We start from the raw sequence: 16,704 nt of genomic DNA, 5'->3' as shown, positions 1-16,704 counted from the left end.
TATTTTAAAAATCAATTAGTATGTACAATTTAATTGGAGCAGGTTTAATCGTTATCGGAGGTGGTATCGGTTTAGGTCAAATTGGTGGAAAAGCAATGGAAGGTATTGCTCGTCAACCAGAAGCAGCTGGAAAAATCCAAACTGCCATGATCATTATTGGAGCTTTATTAGAAGGTTTAGCATTTGGTGCATTAATCTTAGGTAAATAATCCTGCAAGAAACAAAGTAGAAGCAGCATTCTGTAACGGTTGGTTACAGAAGCTGTTTTTAAAATTAAACAAAAAAAGAAGTTAAACTTATTATATAGTTACACATGGATCAGTTATTAAATGATTTTTCTCCAGGATTGTTTTTTATGCAAGCCATCATCTTATTAATCTTAATTGTATTAATGAGAAAGTTTGCATGGAAACCTATTTTAGATTCTTTACAAACTAGAGAAGACGGCATAAAAGATGCCTTAGATGCCGCTCAAAATGCAAAATTAGAATTAGAAAATCTTCAAGCCGATAACGAAAAGTTATTACAAGAGGCTAGAATAGAGCGTGAAACTTTATTAAAAGACGCACGTGATATTAAAACTAAAATGATTGAAGACGCTAAAGATGAAGCTGAAACTCAAGCTAACAAAATGATTGAGCAAGCTCAAGCAGCTATTGAAAGCGAAAAGAAAAGCGCTATGGTAGAGCTTAAAAAGCAAGTGGCCGATTTATCTTTAGAAATCGCCGAAAAAATGATGCGTAAAGAATTATCTAGCAATGACAAGCAATTAGAATTGGTGGAAACCATGCTGTCTGAAAAATCATTAAACTAATACATAATGGCAGGAGCAAGAGCAGCAATACGATATGCTAAAGCAGTATTAAGTGTGGCAACAAATCAAGGTACAGCCGAGGTTGTAAATAATGATATGAAGCTTATCACCAGTACGATTGCAGAAAGTAAAGACTTAAGCGACATGCTTCAAAGTCCTGTAGTACCGTCTTCAGTAAAAAAATCGGTTTTATTAGAAGTGTTTAATACAGCAAGTAAAGATGTATTAAGTTTAATCGATGTTTTAATCAAAAATAACAGAATCAATATTTTTGATCAAGTGGCTATAAAATATAACCAGTTATTTGATGAACTAAACGGTATTGAACACGCTACAGTAACTACAGCAGTGGCTTTAACAGCAGATTTACAACAGCAAGTTTTAGAAAAAGCTAAAGCGCTTTCTGGAAAAAATGTTGAAATTAAAAATATTATCGATGAAAGCATTATTGGTGGTTTCATCTTACGTGTAGGTGATTTGCAGTATAACGCAAGTATCGCAAATCAGTTAAACAAATTAAAAAGAGAATTTACATTAAATTAAAAAGTTTTTAGATACGTGGTAGACAACATCACTTATCTAAAGTCTAATACTAAATAACGATGGCAGAAGTAAAACCAGCTGAAATATCAGCAATCTTAGAAAAACAACTTTCAGGCTTTGAGGCAGGTGCTTCATTGGATGAAGTAGGAACTGTATTAACTGTAGGTGATGGTATTGTACGTGCTTACGGATTGTCTAACGCACAATATGGTGAGTTAGTAGAATTCGAAGCGGGATTAGAAGGTATCGTACTTAACCTTGAAGAAGATAACGTTGGTATTGTATTATTAGGAGGATCTGTAGGTGTTAAAGAAGGTTCTACTGTAAAACGTACAGGACGTATCGCTTCTATTAATGTAGGTGAAGGTATTGTTGGTCGTGTTGTTGATACTTTAGGTACGCCAATAGATGGTAAAGGTCCTATTGCTGGTCAAACTTACGAAATGCCACTAGAGCGTAAAGCACCTGGTGTAATTTACCGTGAGCCTGTTACCGAGCCATTACAAACTGGTATTAAATCTATCGATGCCATGATTCCTGTGGGACGTGGACAACGTGAGTTAGTTATTGGTGACCGTCAAACTGGTAAAACAACAGTTTGTATCGATACTATCTTAAATCAAAAAGAATTCTACGATGCAGGTGAGCCTGTGTATTGTATATATGTTGCTGTAGGACAAAAAGCTTCGACAGTAGCAAATATTGCTAAAGTTTTAGAAGAAAAAGGAGCGCTTGCTTATACCACTATTGTAGCTGCCAATGCTTCCGATCCTGCTCCAATGCAAGTTTACGCGCCAATGGCGGGTGCTGCAATTGGTGAGTATTTTAGAGATACTGGTCGTCCAGCCTTAATTATTTATGACGATTTATCTAAACAAGCTGTTGCTTACCGTGAGGTGTCTTTATTATTACGTCGTCCACCAGGACGTGAGGCGTATCCAGGTGACGTTTTCTACTTACACTCGCGTTTATTAGAGCGTGCGGCTAAAGTGATCAATAACGATGAAATCGCTAAAGATATGAACGATCTTCCAGATACCTTAAAACCTATCGTGAAAGGTGGTGGATCTTTAACAGCTTTACCAATTATCGAAACACAAGCGGGTGACGTATCAGCCTATATTCCAACAAACGTAATTTCGATTACCGACGGACAAATTTTCTTAGATGGTGATTTATTTAACTCTGGGGTTCGTCCAGCAATTAACGTAGGTATTTCGGTATCTCGTGTTGGTGGTAACGCTCAGATTAAATCAATGAAGAAAGTATCAGGTACTTTAAAATTAGATCAAGCGCAATTCCGTGAGTTAGAAGCTTTCGCGAAATTTGGTTCTGATTTAGATGCTGTAACTTTAAATGTAATTGAAAAAGGAAAACGTAACGTTGAAATCTTAAAACAAGCACAAAACGATCCGTTTACTGTAGAAGATCAAATTGCAATCATCTATGCAGGTTCTAAAAATTTGTTAAGAGATGTGCCTGTTGAAAAAGTTAAAGAATTTGAAAGAAACTTTTTAGAGTTATTACGTTCTAAGCACAGTGGTGTTTTAGCAACTTTAAAATCTGGAAAATTAACTGATGAAGTTACAGATACTTTAACAGCTGTAGCAAAAGATTTATCAGCACAATATAAAAAGTAATTTAAGTTAAAAGTTAGAAGTTAAAAGTTAGAAGTTACGCTTCCTAAATTTTAACTTTTAGTATACGATAATGAATCTTAAAAGTGAAGGGTTAACTTGTATTTATTAATAATTATTAAAAAATCGGACTCTAAACTCATAATTCATAATTCATAATTTGACAAATGGCAAATTTAAAAGAAATACGTAACAGAATATCTTCAGTATCTTCAACCATGCAGATTACCAGTGCCATGAAAATGGTATCGGCTGCAAAGTTAAAGAAGGCCCAAGATGCTATTACTGGAATGCGTCCGTATTCAGATAAGCTAACTGAACTTTTACAAGGTTTAAGTGCTACTTTAGACGCCGATTCTGAAAGCAAATATTCTGAACAACGTGAGTTAAAAAAAGTACTTATTGTAGCGATTACTTCTAACAGAGGTTTAGCAGGTGCTTTCAATTCAAATATTATTAAAGAGGTTAACCTTTTAACTTCTGAAAAATATGCGAACCAAGAAGTATCTTATGTGGCTATTGGAAAAAAGGCTAATGACGCTTTCAAAAAAACCAATCGCGTTATTGCTAACGAAAGTGATGTTTACGACGATTTAACTTTCGAGAATGTAGCAGTGATAGCAGAGTCTTTAATGGAGAAATTTGTTGAAGGTGAGTTTGATAGAATTGAAATCGTTTATAACAAGTTTAAAAATGCCGCGACTCAAATCGTGACTACCGAACAATTTTTGCCAATTGTTCCTATTGAAGGTGATGTTAGCAATGAAACGTTCTACATTTTCGAGCCTTCTCAAGAAGAAATCATTGAGCAATTAATACCTAAATCTTTAAAAACTCAGTTATACGGAGGTATTAGAGATTCGTTTGCAAGTGAGCACGGTGCGCGTATGACGGCGATGCATAAAGCAACCGACAATGCTACCGAGTTAAGAGATCAGCTTAAATTGACTTACAACAAAGCACGTCAGGCTGCTATTACTAACGAGATTCTTGAAATTGTTGGTGGTGCCGAAGCCTTAAATAACTAAATTCTAGAAACTTATATTAGTTTCAAAAATATATTAAAAAACCTCACATTTTGTGAGGTTTTTTGTTTTTAGAGTGGAACGACTTATCTATTATTGACACTTTAAATGATTTTAATAACCACTTAGCGTTTCAAACTAAAATGTCCCGTAATGGTGGTGTTGTTCACGATAATAACATACCAGTAATCATCAGAATTCACTAATTTTCCATTAAAAGTACCATCCCACGAAAATGAATTGCTTTTACTATGCTTTAAGAGTTTTCCAAAGCGATCAAAAATAGAAACTTCATTAATAAGGATTTCGTTGCTACTTTTTAATTCGAAAGTATCATTATAACCATCGTTATTGGGAGTAAAAAATTTAGGAATTTTAAAGTGTACATGTTCAAAAGTACTAGTGGTATCACAGCTATAATTTTTAACCACAATATTATAAACTCCAGAAGGCATGTTGTAAAAAATGTTTTGACTTTTAAAACTAGTTCCGCCGTCTATGGAGTATAAATAATTGCCTGAATTAGACATGTAAATAACAACATCGCTTTTTTGCGACTCCACCTTATCAATTATTGGAGGTTCGATTTTAGTAACTGTAAAGGTTGCTTTTCTAGACAAGCATCCACTTACAGATATATCAACACTATATTGGCCTTCTTGATTTACAGTGATGCTTTCTGTGGTTTCTCCCGTGCTCCATAAAAAGCTTGTACCACTTGCGTTGTTGTTTGTTGTTAAAATAACAGATTTGTTTGTACACAATTCGGCGTCATAAGTTTCTGTTACGATAGTGCTTTCTATATCCCACGAACAAGTCGTGTAATTAAAAGTAGCCGTTTCCCAGCATTCTAGGTTAGTAGGTTGTGTAGGTTGGGTTCCTGTAACCTCCCACGCACAGGTTGTGTTATTAAAAGAAGCCGTTTCCCAACATTCTAGGTTGGTAGGTTGTGCTGGTTGAATCCCTGTAACGTCCCATGAACAAGTCGTGTTATTAAAAGTAGCGGTTTCCCAGCATTCTAAATTAGTAGGTTGTGCTGGTTGAATCGCTGTAACTTCCCACGAACAAGTCGTGTTATTAAAAGTAGTTGTCTCCCAACATTCTAGATTAGTAGGTTGTGCAGGTTGGGTTCCTGTAACCTCCCACACACAGGTTGTGTTATTAAAAGTAGTCGTCTCCCAACATTCTAGATTAGTAGGTTGCGCAGGTTGCGTTCCTGTAACGTCCCATGAACAAGTCGTGTTATTAAAAGTAGTCGTTTCCCAGCATTCTAGGTTAGTAGGTTGTGTAGGTTGGGTTCCTGTAACCTCCCACGCACAGGTTGTGTTATTAAAAGTTGTCGTTTCCCAGCATTCTAGGTTAGTAGGTTGTGCTGGTTGAATCCCTGTAACGTCCCACGAACAATTCGTATTATTGAAAGAAGCCGTTTCCCAACAATCTAGGTTGGTAGGTTGTGCTGGTTGAATCCCTGTAACGTCCCACGCACAAGTCGTGTTATTAAAAGTAGTCGTCTCCCAACATTCTAGATTAGTAGGTTGTACAGGTTGGGTTCCTGCGATGTCCCACATGCAAGTCGTGTAATTAAAAGTAGCCGTCTCCCAACATTCTAGGTTGGTAGGTTGCGCAGGTTGTGTTCCTGTAACGTCCCACGCACAGGTTGTGTTATTAAAAGTAGCCGTTTCCCAGCATTCTAGGTTGGTAGGCTGCGTAGGTTGTGTTCCTGCGATGTCCCACGCACAAGTCGTGTTATTGAAAGTAGCCGTTTCCCAGCATTCTAGGTTAGTAGGTTGCGCAGGTTGAGTACCTGTAATCACCCATGTACATGTAGCTGGGTCAAGGGTTGCCGTTTCCCAACATTCTAATCCTGTAGGCGGTGTTGTGGTTAGGATGCTTATTTGAAAGGTGTCAGAATACGTTATACAATTTAAGTTGTTTAAATTGTTAGGATGTTCAGCAACTTTGGCTCGGTAATACATGGCAGTGTTAATGCCAGAAACATTTAAATCTTCAGAGGTTGCGCCTAAGATATCTGTCCAGGTTGTACCATCGCTACTTTCTTCCCATTGATAAAAGTGAGTGTTGAAAACAGCATGATCTGGAACAGCCGTAATGGTGGTGCTATAAGGTAAATTAGAAGGGCATACATCGACTTGATCGCTTGTGCCGTCGGTAACAGCAATAGTGTCCCCGCAACTTCTAAATACGATATCATCGATAGCTAAATCGTTACCATAGCCTCCAACGCCGTTATTAACAATTTTTAAAACCACTTCGGCTTGTCCGGCCTGAGTTTGGAAAACGAGACCATATTGTTCCCATTTGCCAGGTTCTCCCAATAGGCTTCCATAAAAGTCGCCGGTATCTCCCGACTTGATTATGGTAGTTTCTGTACTGTCCCATATTTCAAAACTTACGTTACAAGGGTTTGGATAGCTTCCGTTGTGCAAGTCATCACGTGGGGTTAAATTAAGAACCCAGGAGGAGAACTCGTAGGTGGTGTTCTCGCAAAGCCCAGTGACGCGCAAATTAAAAAACTCACCCTTTACAAGGGCAGCATTTACGAGTAGCATGCGGCCATTAGTGTCCCCCGTGGTATGGTCTTCAGTGTTAAACCAATTAAATTGTTGATAGTTCATATTGGTTACGGTGTATTTACCGTCACCAAACGGAGTTTGTGGATTACCTAAAAAGGTGTAATTGGTGGTTCCAGGAGGCGGTAAAGGCATGTGTTCTGTGGCAGATGATGGTGCTGTACCGAAATCTTCAATAAAAATTGGAGCGCCAGAATTTCCTCCACAGAAGCCTAGTTGGGCATGTAAACTTAATATACTTATAAAAAAGAATAAAGAAGAACATAATGTTTTTCTCATTTTTAGAATTTGGGGCATGTCTAAATGTTTTAAAAAACGATATTAATTAAAAGCCTTAAAGGCAGCTGACTAAAATCTAACCGATATAGGTTTTATATTACCTTATTGATAAAATTTTGATGAAAATTTTAAGACTTAGTTAGGTAACCCGTCAAATTAATGGATAATTGTAGATTTAATAAGGTTTTTCAACTAGACAAAAACTAACAGTTGGAAGAAAACTTGAAATTTTATTTTTTAAAGGAATATTTTAAGGCATGAATTTGAATAGGATGAGATGGATAAAAAACTAGTTAATCTAAGGCTTTTCAGTTTACATAATTGCTGAGAATTGATAATTTTGATATTATTTGTGTACTTTTATCCAACTAAATACTATCTGTTTGGGCGCACTCAAAAATTTATTTAAACAAACATTTATTTATGGTTTAGCCACGGTTTTACCTAGAATGTTAAGCTTTTTATTAGTCCCTTTATACACCACAAAAGGAGTGCTCTCCTCTGTTGCAGAGTATGGTGAAGTGTCGGTAATATTTTCATATTTTGTGCTTTTTAATGTGATTTTAGCTTATGGAATGGAAACAGCATTCTTTCGCTTTTTTAATAAAGATCTCGATAAATCCATTGTTACCAGTACGGTTGCTATATCTTTGATACTTTCTTCATTCGGCTTTTTCGCTATAGGCTTTTTGTTTAAAAGTCATATTGCCGAATTTATCGAAATTAAGGAGCACTATGTGACCTATGTGTTTTGGATTTTGCTTTTAGATGCCTTAGTGATTATTCCATTTGCTTGGTTAAGAGCTAACCAGCAGCCTATGTGTTATGCTTTTATTAAGATTTTTAATGTGATTGTAAATATTGGACTAAATCTATTCTTATTACTGGCATTAAAAAACTTGGCAGCAAAGGGTGTTATTTTTAAAAGTCTGTATATTCCTAATTTTGGAGTGAGCTATATTCTAATTGCCAACGTTATCGCAAGTGGCATCACGCTTTTGATAATGATGCCTTTCTACGCGCGTATTAAATATAAATTCGATCTCGCTTTATGGAAAAGTATGATGAAATATGCGATACCAGTATTAATTGCCGGTGTAGCTTTTTCAATCAATGAAACTTTCGATCGTATTTTACTAAACCATCTTTTACCAGCCGATATCGCTAAAACCCAAATTGGTCTGTATTCCGCTTGTTATAAATTAGCCTTGTTTATGACTTTATTTGCTACGGCATACAGGTTAGGCATTGAACCTTTTTTCTTTAGCCATGCTAAAACCAAAAATCCGCAAAAAAATTATGCGCTCATTTTAGAGTTTTTCGTCATTTTTGGATCTATCATCCTTTTAGGGGCTATTGTTTTTGTGGACCTATTAAAAGAAATAATTGTTCGAGGCCAAGGTTATTGGGAAGCCATGTGGATTGTACCCTTAGTACTAATCGCAAACTTTTGTTTGGGGATATACCATAATCTTTCGGTGTGGTACAAAATTACAGACCGTACCCGTTTTGGAGCATATATATCCATTTTTGGCGCTTTAGTAACCTTAGTTTTAAATTTTTGGCTCATTCCTATTATAGGGTACCGTGGTTCGGCTATTGCTACATTAGCTGCCTATGCATCCATGATGTTTTTGTCGTTTTATTTCGGAAGAAAATATTACCCCATCCCTTATAATCTTAAAAAAATAGGTTTATATATGGGCAGTTCCATCATCTTATCGTTATTATCATTCTACGAATTTAGAGGTGATTATGTTATCGGAGTTTCCATGTTAATTGTATTTTTGGGAATCGTTTATTATTCAGAACAAAAAGTAATCAAGCAACTTTTAATAAGAAAGCATGACAATTAAAATTATAAACAAATCCACTCACGAGATGCCAAACTACGAAACCTTGGCTTCAGCTGGCATGGATTTACGAGCAAATTTATCAGAATCAAGAGTTTTAAAACCCCTAGAGCGTAGTATTGTGGGAACCGGTTTATTTATTGAATTACCTGTTGGTTATGAGGCACAAGTACGCCCAAGAAGTGGCTTAGCCGCTAAAAAAGGCATTACAGTATTAAATGCGCCTGGAACCATTGATGCCGATTACCGAGGTGAAATAGGGGTGATTTTAGTTAATCTTTCTCATGAAAATTTTACCATTCAAAATGGTGAGCGTATTGCGCAGCTGGTTATCGCGAAGCATGAGCGCGCCGAATGGGAGGTTGTTGAAACCCTTACCGAAACCGATCGTGGCGAAGGTGGCTTTGGAAGTACCGGGGTGAAGTGATAAATTCCTGCGAACGCAGGAATCTCATGATTTAAAAAAAATAGTCAATTCGCAAGAGCAGTATTTAATAGAAACGTATATTATTAGAAAATGCCATATTGGTATGTTTACATTATGACGAACAAACCCAACGGGGTATTATATATTGGAGTAACAAACAATATTGAAGAACGCGTAAAAGAACATCAATTAAAAATATACCCAAAGTCATTTACAGCAAGGTATAATTGCGATAAATTGGTTTATTTTGAAGCGTTTGAAGATGGAGCTGAAGCCGAAAAAAGAGAAAGACAATTCAAAAAATGGAAGCGGCAATGGAAAGTAGAGTTAATAGAAGATATGAATCCGAGTTGGACTGATATAAGTGTCAACTGGAATTTAAATTATAATATCTTAAGATCATGAATACCTGCGAAGGCAGGATTATTAAATATTAAAAAATAGATTTTCAGGTCGTAACGATAAAAGAATATTAATATAATAAGATTCCTGCCTGCGCAGGAATATGTTTAACATTAAAAAGATACCCGCCTGCGCGGGCATTCGTATGAAAATAATAGTACCAATGGCGGGACGCGGATCTCGTTTAAGACCACACAGTTTAACCGTGCCAAAACCATTAATTCCAGTTGCAGGACAACCTATTGTTCATCGGTTGGTAAAAGACATCGCTAAAGTTTTAAAACAACCCATAGATGAAATTGCCTTTGTTTTAGGTGATCCGGCTTGGTTTGGTGACGATGTGGTGTCTAGTTTAGAAGATTTAGCTAAAAGTTTAGGAGCTAAAGCCTCTATTTATCGCCAGGACAAACCACTTGGAACAGGTCACGCAATCATGTGTGCTAAACTATCGCTTTCTGGGCCTGCCGTTATTGCCTATGCCGATACGTTAATTCGTGCGCAATTTGATTTAGATCCGAGTGCCGATAGTGTGATTTGGACCAAGCAAGTAGAAAATCCAGAGGCTTATGGTGTGGTTAAATTAAATGATAACCAAGAAATCGTTGAATTGGTTGAAAAGCCAGAAACATTTGTTAGCGATCAAGCAGTAATAGGGATTTATTATTTTAAGGATGTAGCTATTTTAAAAGATAAATTACAAGAAATTCTTGATGAGAATGTTATGAACGGAGGCGAATACCAAATTAACGATGGTATTAAACGCATGATGGCCGATGGGAAAATATTTAAAACTGGAACTGTTGATGAGTGGATGGACTGCGGAAATAAAGCCATTACCGTTGAAACGAATCAGCGTATGTTAAGATTTTTAAAAGCTGACGGTGACGAACAATTAGTAGCTACTTCAGCCAAATTAGAAAATGCTAATATTATTGAGCCTTGTTTTATCGGTGAAAATGTGGTTATTAAAGATGCCACTGTTGGTCCTTTTGTATCCATTGGAAACGATAGCGTTATTGAAAACGCAACCATTAAAAACAGCTTAATACAAAGTCATACCAGCATTAAAAATGCGAATTTGGATCATGCTATGATTGGTAATCATGTAAAATATAACGGGGAATTTACTAGCATTAGTATTGGTGATTATTCTGTTTTAGAATAATTCCTGCGAACGCAGGAATCTCATAGAGCTGAGTTGTGAATATCAATTACCCCAAAAGTCTTGCTAAGCTTATTGACGCATCACTTTAACAGGAATTATTATTTACGCGATATGTATATTGTTATTTATAGGTTTAAAGTCAAACAAAATCTAGATCAAGATTTTATTAAATCCTGGAAAGGACTTACCGATTTAATCTATAAATATGAAGGCAGCCTTGGGTCAAGGTTACATAAGGAGAAACTTAATTATTATATCGCCTACGCCCAATGGCCAAGTAAAACGGTGTTTGAAAACTCAGGCGGGAAATTACCAATTGAAGCGATTAAATACAGAGATTCCATGCGATTAGCTTGTGAGGAGATTGAAGTTAGTAACAAACTTGAAGTTGTGGAAGATTTACTAATGGATAAAATACATGCTGAAAAATAGCTTAAAGATATATTGAAACTAACTAATTTTGCCTTACTTATTGAAGCATTATAAAAAATGAAAAATAAAATCTACATCCTTTGTTTGCTTTTCGGAATATTATTGTTTCCGCAGCTGAACTATGCTCAAGTAGATTTTAATAAAAAACCAGACGACGATTTAGGTAATAATGAAGATGAGTTTCAAGAACTTTTTTATGAAGCTTTAAAGCAAAAAGGTATTGAAAACTACGATAAAGCTGCTGAAGCTTTTTTGAAATGTATTAAAATAGATAAATCGGTGGCTGTACTTTATTTCGAGTTGGGTAAATGCTACAATCATCTTAAAAATTTTGGCGCGGCCGAAGGAGCTTTAAAAAAAGCGGTTGATAAAGACCCCGATAATGAATGGTATTTGGATGAGTTATACGGCTACTACGCAGCCCAAAACGAACATGATAAGGCCATCAAAACCATTAAGCAACTGGTTAAATACCATCCCGATTATAAAGAAGATTTAGCCGGCCTCTATGCGCGAACAGAAAAATATGATGAAGCATTAAAAATACTTGATGAGCTCGATGCCGAATTTGGCATTTCCATGAATCGGGATATCATGCGAAATCGTATTTATGAAGCTACTGGTAGAAAAAAAGATCAGATTAAAAATTTACAAGCTCGCGTTGAAAATAATCCCGAAAAGGAATCCAATTATTTAGCCTTGATTTTTAGATACAGTGAAAACAATGAAAAAGAAAAGGCCTATGAAACGGCTAAGGAATTGTTAAAAATAAACCCCAATTCCCAATTAGTGCATTTGGCTTTATATAAATTTTATTTAGACGACAATGAAACAGAAAAGGCTGTAGAGTCAATGAAAATTGTAGTGCAGAGCAACGAAATTAAACCCGATGCTAAAATGAAAGTGCTTACCGATTTTATGGCTTTTGTACAAAATAATCCGGAGTATGAATCCGATTTAATCGAAGCAACTGCCTTGGTTAGCGATTCTAATAATAGCAAAACCGTTATGGAATTGGGCCAGTATTACTTGTCTAAAAATGAAAAAGAAAAGGCTTTAACTTATTTTGAAACGGCGCTGCGCTTAGAGCCTAATAATTTTAACGTGCTACGTCATGTGATGCTTTTATATATCGATTTAAAAAAGTATGATTTAGCTAAGGAAAAAAGTGAGGAGTCCTTACAAAAATACCCCGCTCAGCCTTTGTTTTATTTAATAAATGGGGAGGCTTTAAACGCTTTAAATCAGCCTAAAAAAGCCTTGTCGTCATTAGAAATGGGACTGGATTTTATAATAGAAGATTCTCAAATGGAAATCGATTTTTATTCAGAAATGAGTAAAGCCTACACCATGTTAAACCATACAGCCAAAGCGAAATTATATAGTGATCAAGCCAAACAAATTCAATCCTCAAATTAATGCGTAAATCTGTATATATTAGTTTAAGTGTCATACTTTTACTTCTATTTAATTGTAAGTCGGTAAAATCTATAAAACCGGGAGAAGAAAACTTTAAACTATCCACCAAGCAATTAATAAAAGTAAATAACGATCAGGAGGCTCGGTTTAAAACCTTGCAGTCCAAACTTCGAATTGGCTTTACCCACCAAGGAAAATCACAAACCTATACGGTGACTTTACGCGCTAAAAAGGATGAAGTGATATGGATTAATGCGCCTTTTTCGGTGATTAGAGCTAAGGTTACTCCCGATAAACTCAGTTTTTATAATAAATTGGATAACACGTATTTTGATGGCGATTATCAATATATCAGTAAGTTGTTGGGGACCGATTTTGATTTTCAGAAGGTTCAAAACTTGTTGTTTGGAGAAACGATTTTCGATTTAACTACCAATGAATATACGGCTTCGGTTGCCGATGGAGCTTACGTGGTTCAACCTAAACAGCAACAAGCTTTGTTTGAGATTTTCTTTTTATTAAGTCCGAAAACCTTCAAAGTGACCTCACAACAAATTTCGCAACCCTCAGAATTTCGTCATTTGCAGGTCGATTACGAAGCGTATCAGTTGGTAGAAAATCAAAATCTTCCGCAGCGCATTAAAGTGATGGCTGTCGAGGCTAATGAAGAAACCCTTATCGACCTAGAATTTAGAAATGTGACTTTAAATGAAGATTTTAGATTTCCGTTTAAAATACCTTCAGGATTCAAAAAAATTGAGCTATAAATGCTAAGATTACCTGCCACATATAAAACCCTTTTTCTAGGTCTTGTTTTGCTTTGCAATCTTGTTGGTTTTGCTCAAAATAATAAGCAAAAACAATTGGAATCGCGTAGGCAAGAATTACGCCGAGAAATTCAGAAAATTAACGAATTGCGCATCGCGCATAAATCTAAGGAAAAATCGGAGCTGTCGTTAATTGAAGATTTTAATTATAAAATCAATGTGCTTTCTAACCTGATTAAAGTCACCAATCAGCAGGCCAATTTGTTGTCTAGGGAAATTAATAAAAATCAGAAACACATTTCCGAATTACGGGACGAATTAAAGCAGCTTAAAGAAGACTATGCTGCTATGATTGTGAAATCCTATAAAAGTAAAAATCAGCAAAGCCGTATCATGTTTTTATTGTCTTCAGAAGACTTTAAACAGGCCTATAAGCGTATTCAATATATTAAGCAATATTCAAATTACCAGAAGAAGCAAGGCGAGTTGATAAAAGATAAGACCAACGAACTTCAAGAAACGAATACGAAGTTGCTAAAACAGCAAGAAGAAAAAAAGGCCTTAATTGCTGAAAATAGAATCACTCAAAAATCACTAGAAAAGGAGCGAAAAGATCATCAAGTTTTGATGCAGTCGATCAAGAAAAACTTATCGTTATACGCTTCTCAAATAAAAGAAAAGCAGCGTGAAGCCGATAGAATTGACCGAGAAATAGACCGTTTAATTAAGGAAGCTATTGCAAAATCGAATGCCAAGGCGGGTAAAACTGTGAGTTCAAAAAGTTTTGCTTTAACAGCCGAAGAAAAGGTGTTAGCTTCTAATTTTATAGCCAACCGCGGGAAATTGCCTTGGCCTGTAGAACGCGGTGTGGTACGTTTGGGTTATGGTACACAACGTCACCCTATCGATAATTCATTAACTATAAAAAGTAATGGTGTGCGTATTGAGACTTCTAAAGGGGCTAAAGTTCGGGCTGTTTTTAATGGTGAAGTGAGCGAAATTTTAAGGATGAAACACGTAAACCCAATCGTGATGATTCGTCATGGTAATTACCTAACTATCTATAAAAACTTGTCGAAGGTTTATGTTAAAAAAGGTGATAAGGTCGTTACCAAACAAGAAATAGGTGAGGTGGCTACCAACCCAAGCAATGGTGAAACCATTTTAAGTTTTATACTTTCCAAAGGTCGTGATACTGAAAACCCAGCGAGCTGGATTTATAAAATGTAAAAGTTATAAAAAGATATATATATATATATATATATCATTAGTGTCCGATAAAAGATTTAAAAAGCGGGATTTCCAAGATAGCTTATTATGGTGGTATTATAGTATGCGGTTTTATAGTAGGACTCCTTTTTGAGGTAATCGCTCCAGGTGCGATTGATAGTGTCAATAATACCTTACTAGGTATTTTGATGCTTCCTTTTGGGATATTAAGCTGCTATTTGCTTTATAAATTTTTAGAAAAGAAATGGCAAAAGACGTGTTCACACCCTGCTGATCTGATAAATGATATAGGGAAACCTGTAGATTAAACCTTAAAAAGGCAGTCCGTATTCAAGAACTTAACGCAACAAATCTAAATTAATAGATTTGTAATTATGGTACGAAAAAAAACAGGTAGACTTACCCTTAAAGAAAGAATACAGATTGAGACTCTTTTAACTGAAAAAAAGAATAAATCATACATCGCTATAACCATTAACAGAGCTCGATCTACGGTTACAAGAGAAGTTAATAAATGGGTGCAAACAGATAGAGATAAATACTCAGCAGAACTAGCTCATTGGTGCGCCAAAGATGATTACCTAAACAAAAGAAATATTGATAAAATATCTAAGTACCCTAGACTTCGAATTTATGTCTATAGGGGCTTATTATCACAATGGACTCCTGAACAAATTGCTGGAAGACTAAAAGAAGAATTCCCAAATGATCCTATAATGTCTATTTCTCACGAATCAATTTATAGGTACATATATGCAAAGCCTCAAGCTAGTTTAAATAAAAAACTAATTAAACTCCTCGTACGCAAAAAAACAAGACGTAGACCCTCTAAAAAAAGACGCAGAACAGGATCTAAAATATTAAACCAAGTCAGTATAGACCTAAGGCCCGAGCATATTAACCTAAGAAATGAAATCGGACACTGGGAAGGAGATTTAATGATTGGGAAGGATCAAAAATCGGCTATTGGAACTATCGTAGAACGCAAATCTAGATATACATTAATTATCAAACTAAAAGCCAGGAACTCTAAGGAAATTGCTAAAATGTTTTCTAAAGAACTTAACAAACTAGATCCCATATTCAAAAAATCTATGACCTACGATAATGGAATTGAAATGGCAAGACACGAAACAATTACCAAGAAAACAGGTATGAAAATTTACTTTGCACACCCCTATTCTTCTTGGGAAAGAGGTACCAATGAAAACACTAACGGACTCATCAGAAGGTACCTCCCAAAAGGAACAGATTTTAACAAAATTGACTTAAATACATTCATCGAAATTCAAGAAAAATTAAACAATAGACCTCGTAAAATTATTGGATTTAAAACCCCTAATGAAGTTATGATAAAAGAACTAAAAATTGTAGCTTAGACTCATACAAAAAAAAGCAACGTTTGTTGCGTTAGAACCTTGAATGCAGCCACTAAATAAATAAAGCCTTTAATTCTGTAGCATCCTGAGGCTTTATTTTCCCTGCTAAAAGTAAACTAAGTTGTTTACGGCGTAAGGCCGCTGCAAAGCGTTCTTTTTCCAAATCGCTTTCAGGGGCTACTTCTGGTACGGCTACTGGTCGCCCGGTTTCATCAACGGCCACAAAAGTGTATATGGCTTCATTAGCTTTTGTACGTGCACCCGATTCGCGATCTTCAATCCATACATCAATAAAAACCTCCATAGAAGTTCTAAAGGCTCGTGAAACTTTGGCTTCTACAGTAACTACACTTCCTAAAGGGACAGCGCTATTAAAAGCGACATGGTTTACAGAAGCCGTTACTACAATTCTACGACTATGGCGTCTTGCCGAAATAGCAGCAGCACGATCCATTCTAGCTAATAACTCGCCTCCAAAGAGGTTGTTTAAGGGATTGGTTTCGCTTGGTAAAACCAAATCGGTCATTATAGTTCTGGATTCTTTGGGTGCTTTAGCTGTCATGGACTCTGAATTAAAGTGCAAAGGTACTTCGTTTTATGTGATTTTTAGAGGTTTTACGCCTTGGAAGCATCACTTTTGACAACATTTAAATGTTAGACCTCAATTGTTTAAAGAGTAGATGGCTATAAGTGTTAATTTTTTTGATATATAATAGTATTTTGATTCCTAGGTGAGATCTA

General features: G+C 35.8%; 16 protein-coding genes. 14 read left to right on the top strand and 2 right to left on the bottom strand.

Translation table 11 applies throughout. The features are described 5' to 3' along the window. Positions 1 to 20 precede the first annotated feature (20 nt). The 5 genes from atpE to atpG all read left to right on the top strand — a co-directional run bounded on the left by atpE (position 21) and on the right by atpG (position 4,022). On the top strand, positions 21 to 209 hold the full coding sequence (gene atpE / locus C1A40_RS06200; RefSeq protein WP_004569351.1) for an ATP synthase F0 subunit C: 189 nt from the start codon (positions 21 to 23) through the stop codon (positions 207 to 209). A 104-nt stretch (positions 210 to 313) separates the two neighbouring features. Next, positions 314 to 814, top strand: a complete 501-nt coding sequence (locus tag C1A40_RS06195) for a F0F1 ATP synthase subunit B (protein ID WP_102995141.1) — start codon at positions 314 to 316, stop codon at positions 812 to 814. A 6-nt stretch (positions 815 to 820) separates the two neighbouring features. Then, on the top strand, positions 821 to 1,357 hold the full coding sequence (atpH, locus tag C1A40_RS06190) for an ATP synthase F1 subunit delta (protein ID WP_102995140.1): 537 nt from the start codon (positions 821 to 823) through the stop codon (positions 1,355 to 1,357). A gap of 59 nt (positions 1,358 to 1,416) precedes the next feature. After that, a complete protein-coding gene (atpA, locus tag C1A40_RS06185; RefSeq protein ID WP_102995139.1) occupies positions 1,417 to 2,997 on the top strand; it encodes a F0F1 ATP synthase subunit alpha in 1,581 nt (526 codons plus the stop codon). A 164-nt stretch (positions 2,998 to 3,161) separates the two neighbouring features. Then, positions 3,162 to 4,022, top strand: coding sequence for an ATP synthase F1 subunit gamma (gene atpG / locus C1A40_RS06180; protein ID WP_102995138.1), 861 nt, complete (start codon positions 3,162 to 3,164; stop codon positions 4,020 to 4,022). Positions 4,023 to 4,144: 122 nt separating this feature from the next. On the opposite strand, the gene C1A40_RS06175 is transcribed toward atpG, so the two are convergent. Then, positions 4,145 to 6,889 (bottom strand): T9SS type B sorting domain-containing protein, encoded by a 2,745-nt coding sequence (locus C1A40_RS06175; RefSeq protein ID WP_158651301.1) that lies wholly within the window; start codon positions 6,887 to 6,889, stop codon positions 4,145 to 4,147. 383 nt (positions 6,890 to 7,272) lie between these two features. Between C1A40_RS06175 and C1A40_RS06170 the strand changes: the two genes are divergently transcribed. The 9 genes from C1A40_RS06170 to C1A40_RS06130 all read left to right on the top strand — a co-directional run bounded on the left by C1A40_RS06170 (position 7,273) and on the right by C1A40_RS06130 (position 15,963). Continuing rightward, on the top strand, positions 7,273 to 8,745 hold the full coding sequence (locus C1A40_RS06170; RefSeq protein WP_102995136.1) for an oligosaccharide flippase family protein: 1,473 nt from the start codon (positions 7,273 to 7,275) through the stop codon (positions 8,743 to 8,745). Next, a complete protein-coding gene (dut, locus tag C1A40_RS06165) occupies positions 8,735 to 9,169 on the top strand; it encodes a dUTP diphosphatase (RefSeq protein ID WP_102995135.1) in 435 nt (144 codons plus the stop codon). Before C1A40_RS06170 ends, dut begins: the two co-directional genes overlap by 11 nt. 90 nt (positions 9,170 to 9,259) lie before the next feature. Then, on the top strand, positions 9,260 to 9,574 hold the full coding sequence (locus C1A40_RS06160) for a GIY-YIG nuclease family protein (RefSeq protein ID WP_102995134.1): 315 nt from the start codon (positions 9,260 to 9,262) through the stop codon (positions 9,572 to 9,574). Positions 9,575 to 9,716: 142 nt separating this feature from the next. Beyond that, positions 9,717 to 10,736: a sugar phosphate nucleotidyltransferase gene (locus tag C1A40_RS06155; RefSeq protein WP_102995133.1), complete on the top strand. Its 1,020-nt coding sequence runs from the start codon at positions 9,717 to 9,719 to the stop codon at positions 10,734 to 10,736. A 72-nt stretch (positions 10,737 to 10,808) separates the two neighbouring features. Further along, positions 10,809 to 11,168, top strand: coding sequence for an antibiotic biosynthesis monooxygenase family protein (locus tag C1A40_RS06150; RefSeq protein WP_158651300.1), 360 nt, complete (start codon positions 10,809 to 10,811; stop codon positions 11,166 to 11,168). Positions 11,169 to 11,225: 57 nt separating this feature from the next. After that, on the top strand, positions 11,226 to 12,587 hold the full coding sequence (locus tag C1A40_RS06145; protein ID WP_102995131.1) for a tetratricopeptide repeat protein: 1,362 nt from the start codon (positions 11,226 to 11,228) through the stop codon (positions 12,585 to 12,587). Continuing rightward, positions 12,587 to 13,354: a lipoprotein insertase outer membrane protein LolB1 gene (gene lolB1 / locus C1A40_RS06140; RefSeq protein ID WP_102995130.1), complete on the top strand. Its 768-nt coding sequence runs from the start codon at positions 12,587 to 12,589 to the stop codon at positions 13,352 to 13,354. The genes C1A40_RS06145 and lolB1 overlap by 1 nt, the downstream gene beginning before the upstream one ends. Then, entirely contained in the window at positions 13,355 to 14,584 is a 1,230-nt protein-coding gene (locus tag C1A40_RS06135; RefSeq protein ID WP_102995129.1) for a murein hydrolase activator EnvC family protein, read from the top strand. A gap of 374 nt (positions 14,585 to 14,958) precedes the next feature. Next, on the top strand, positions 14,959 to 15,963 hold the full coding sequence (locus tag C1A40_RS06130) for an IS30 family transposase (protein ID WP_102994224.1): 1,005 nt from the start codon (positions 14,959 to 14,961) through the stop codon (positions 15,961 to 15,963). A 52-nt stretch (positions 15,964 to 16,015) separates the two neighbouring features. On the opposite strand, the gene C1A40_RS06125 is transcribed toward C1A40_RS06130, so the two are convergent. Then, positions 16,016 to 16,525, bottom strand: a complete 510-nt coding sequence (locus C1A40_RS06125; RefSeq protein WP_102995128.1) for an acyl-CoA thioesterase — start codon at positions 16,523 to 16,525, stop codon at positions 16,016 to 16,018. Positions 16,526 to 16,704: the final 179 nt, after the last annotated feature.

Origin of the sequence: Tamlana carrageenivorans (genome assembly GCF_002893765.1) — a bacterium.
Lineage (GTDB): Bacteria > Bacteroidota > Bacteroidia > Flavobacteriales > Flavobacteriaceae > Pseudotamlana > Pseudotamlana carrageenivorans.
Note: the sequence above shows the minus strand (reverse complement) of the source record. Positions and strands in the feature narration are given on the sequence as shown.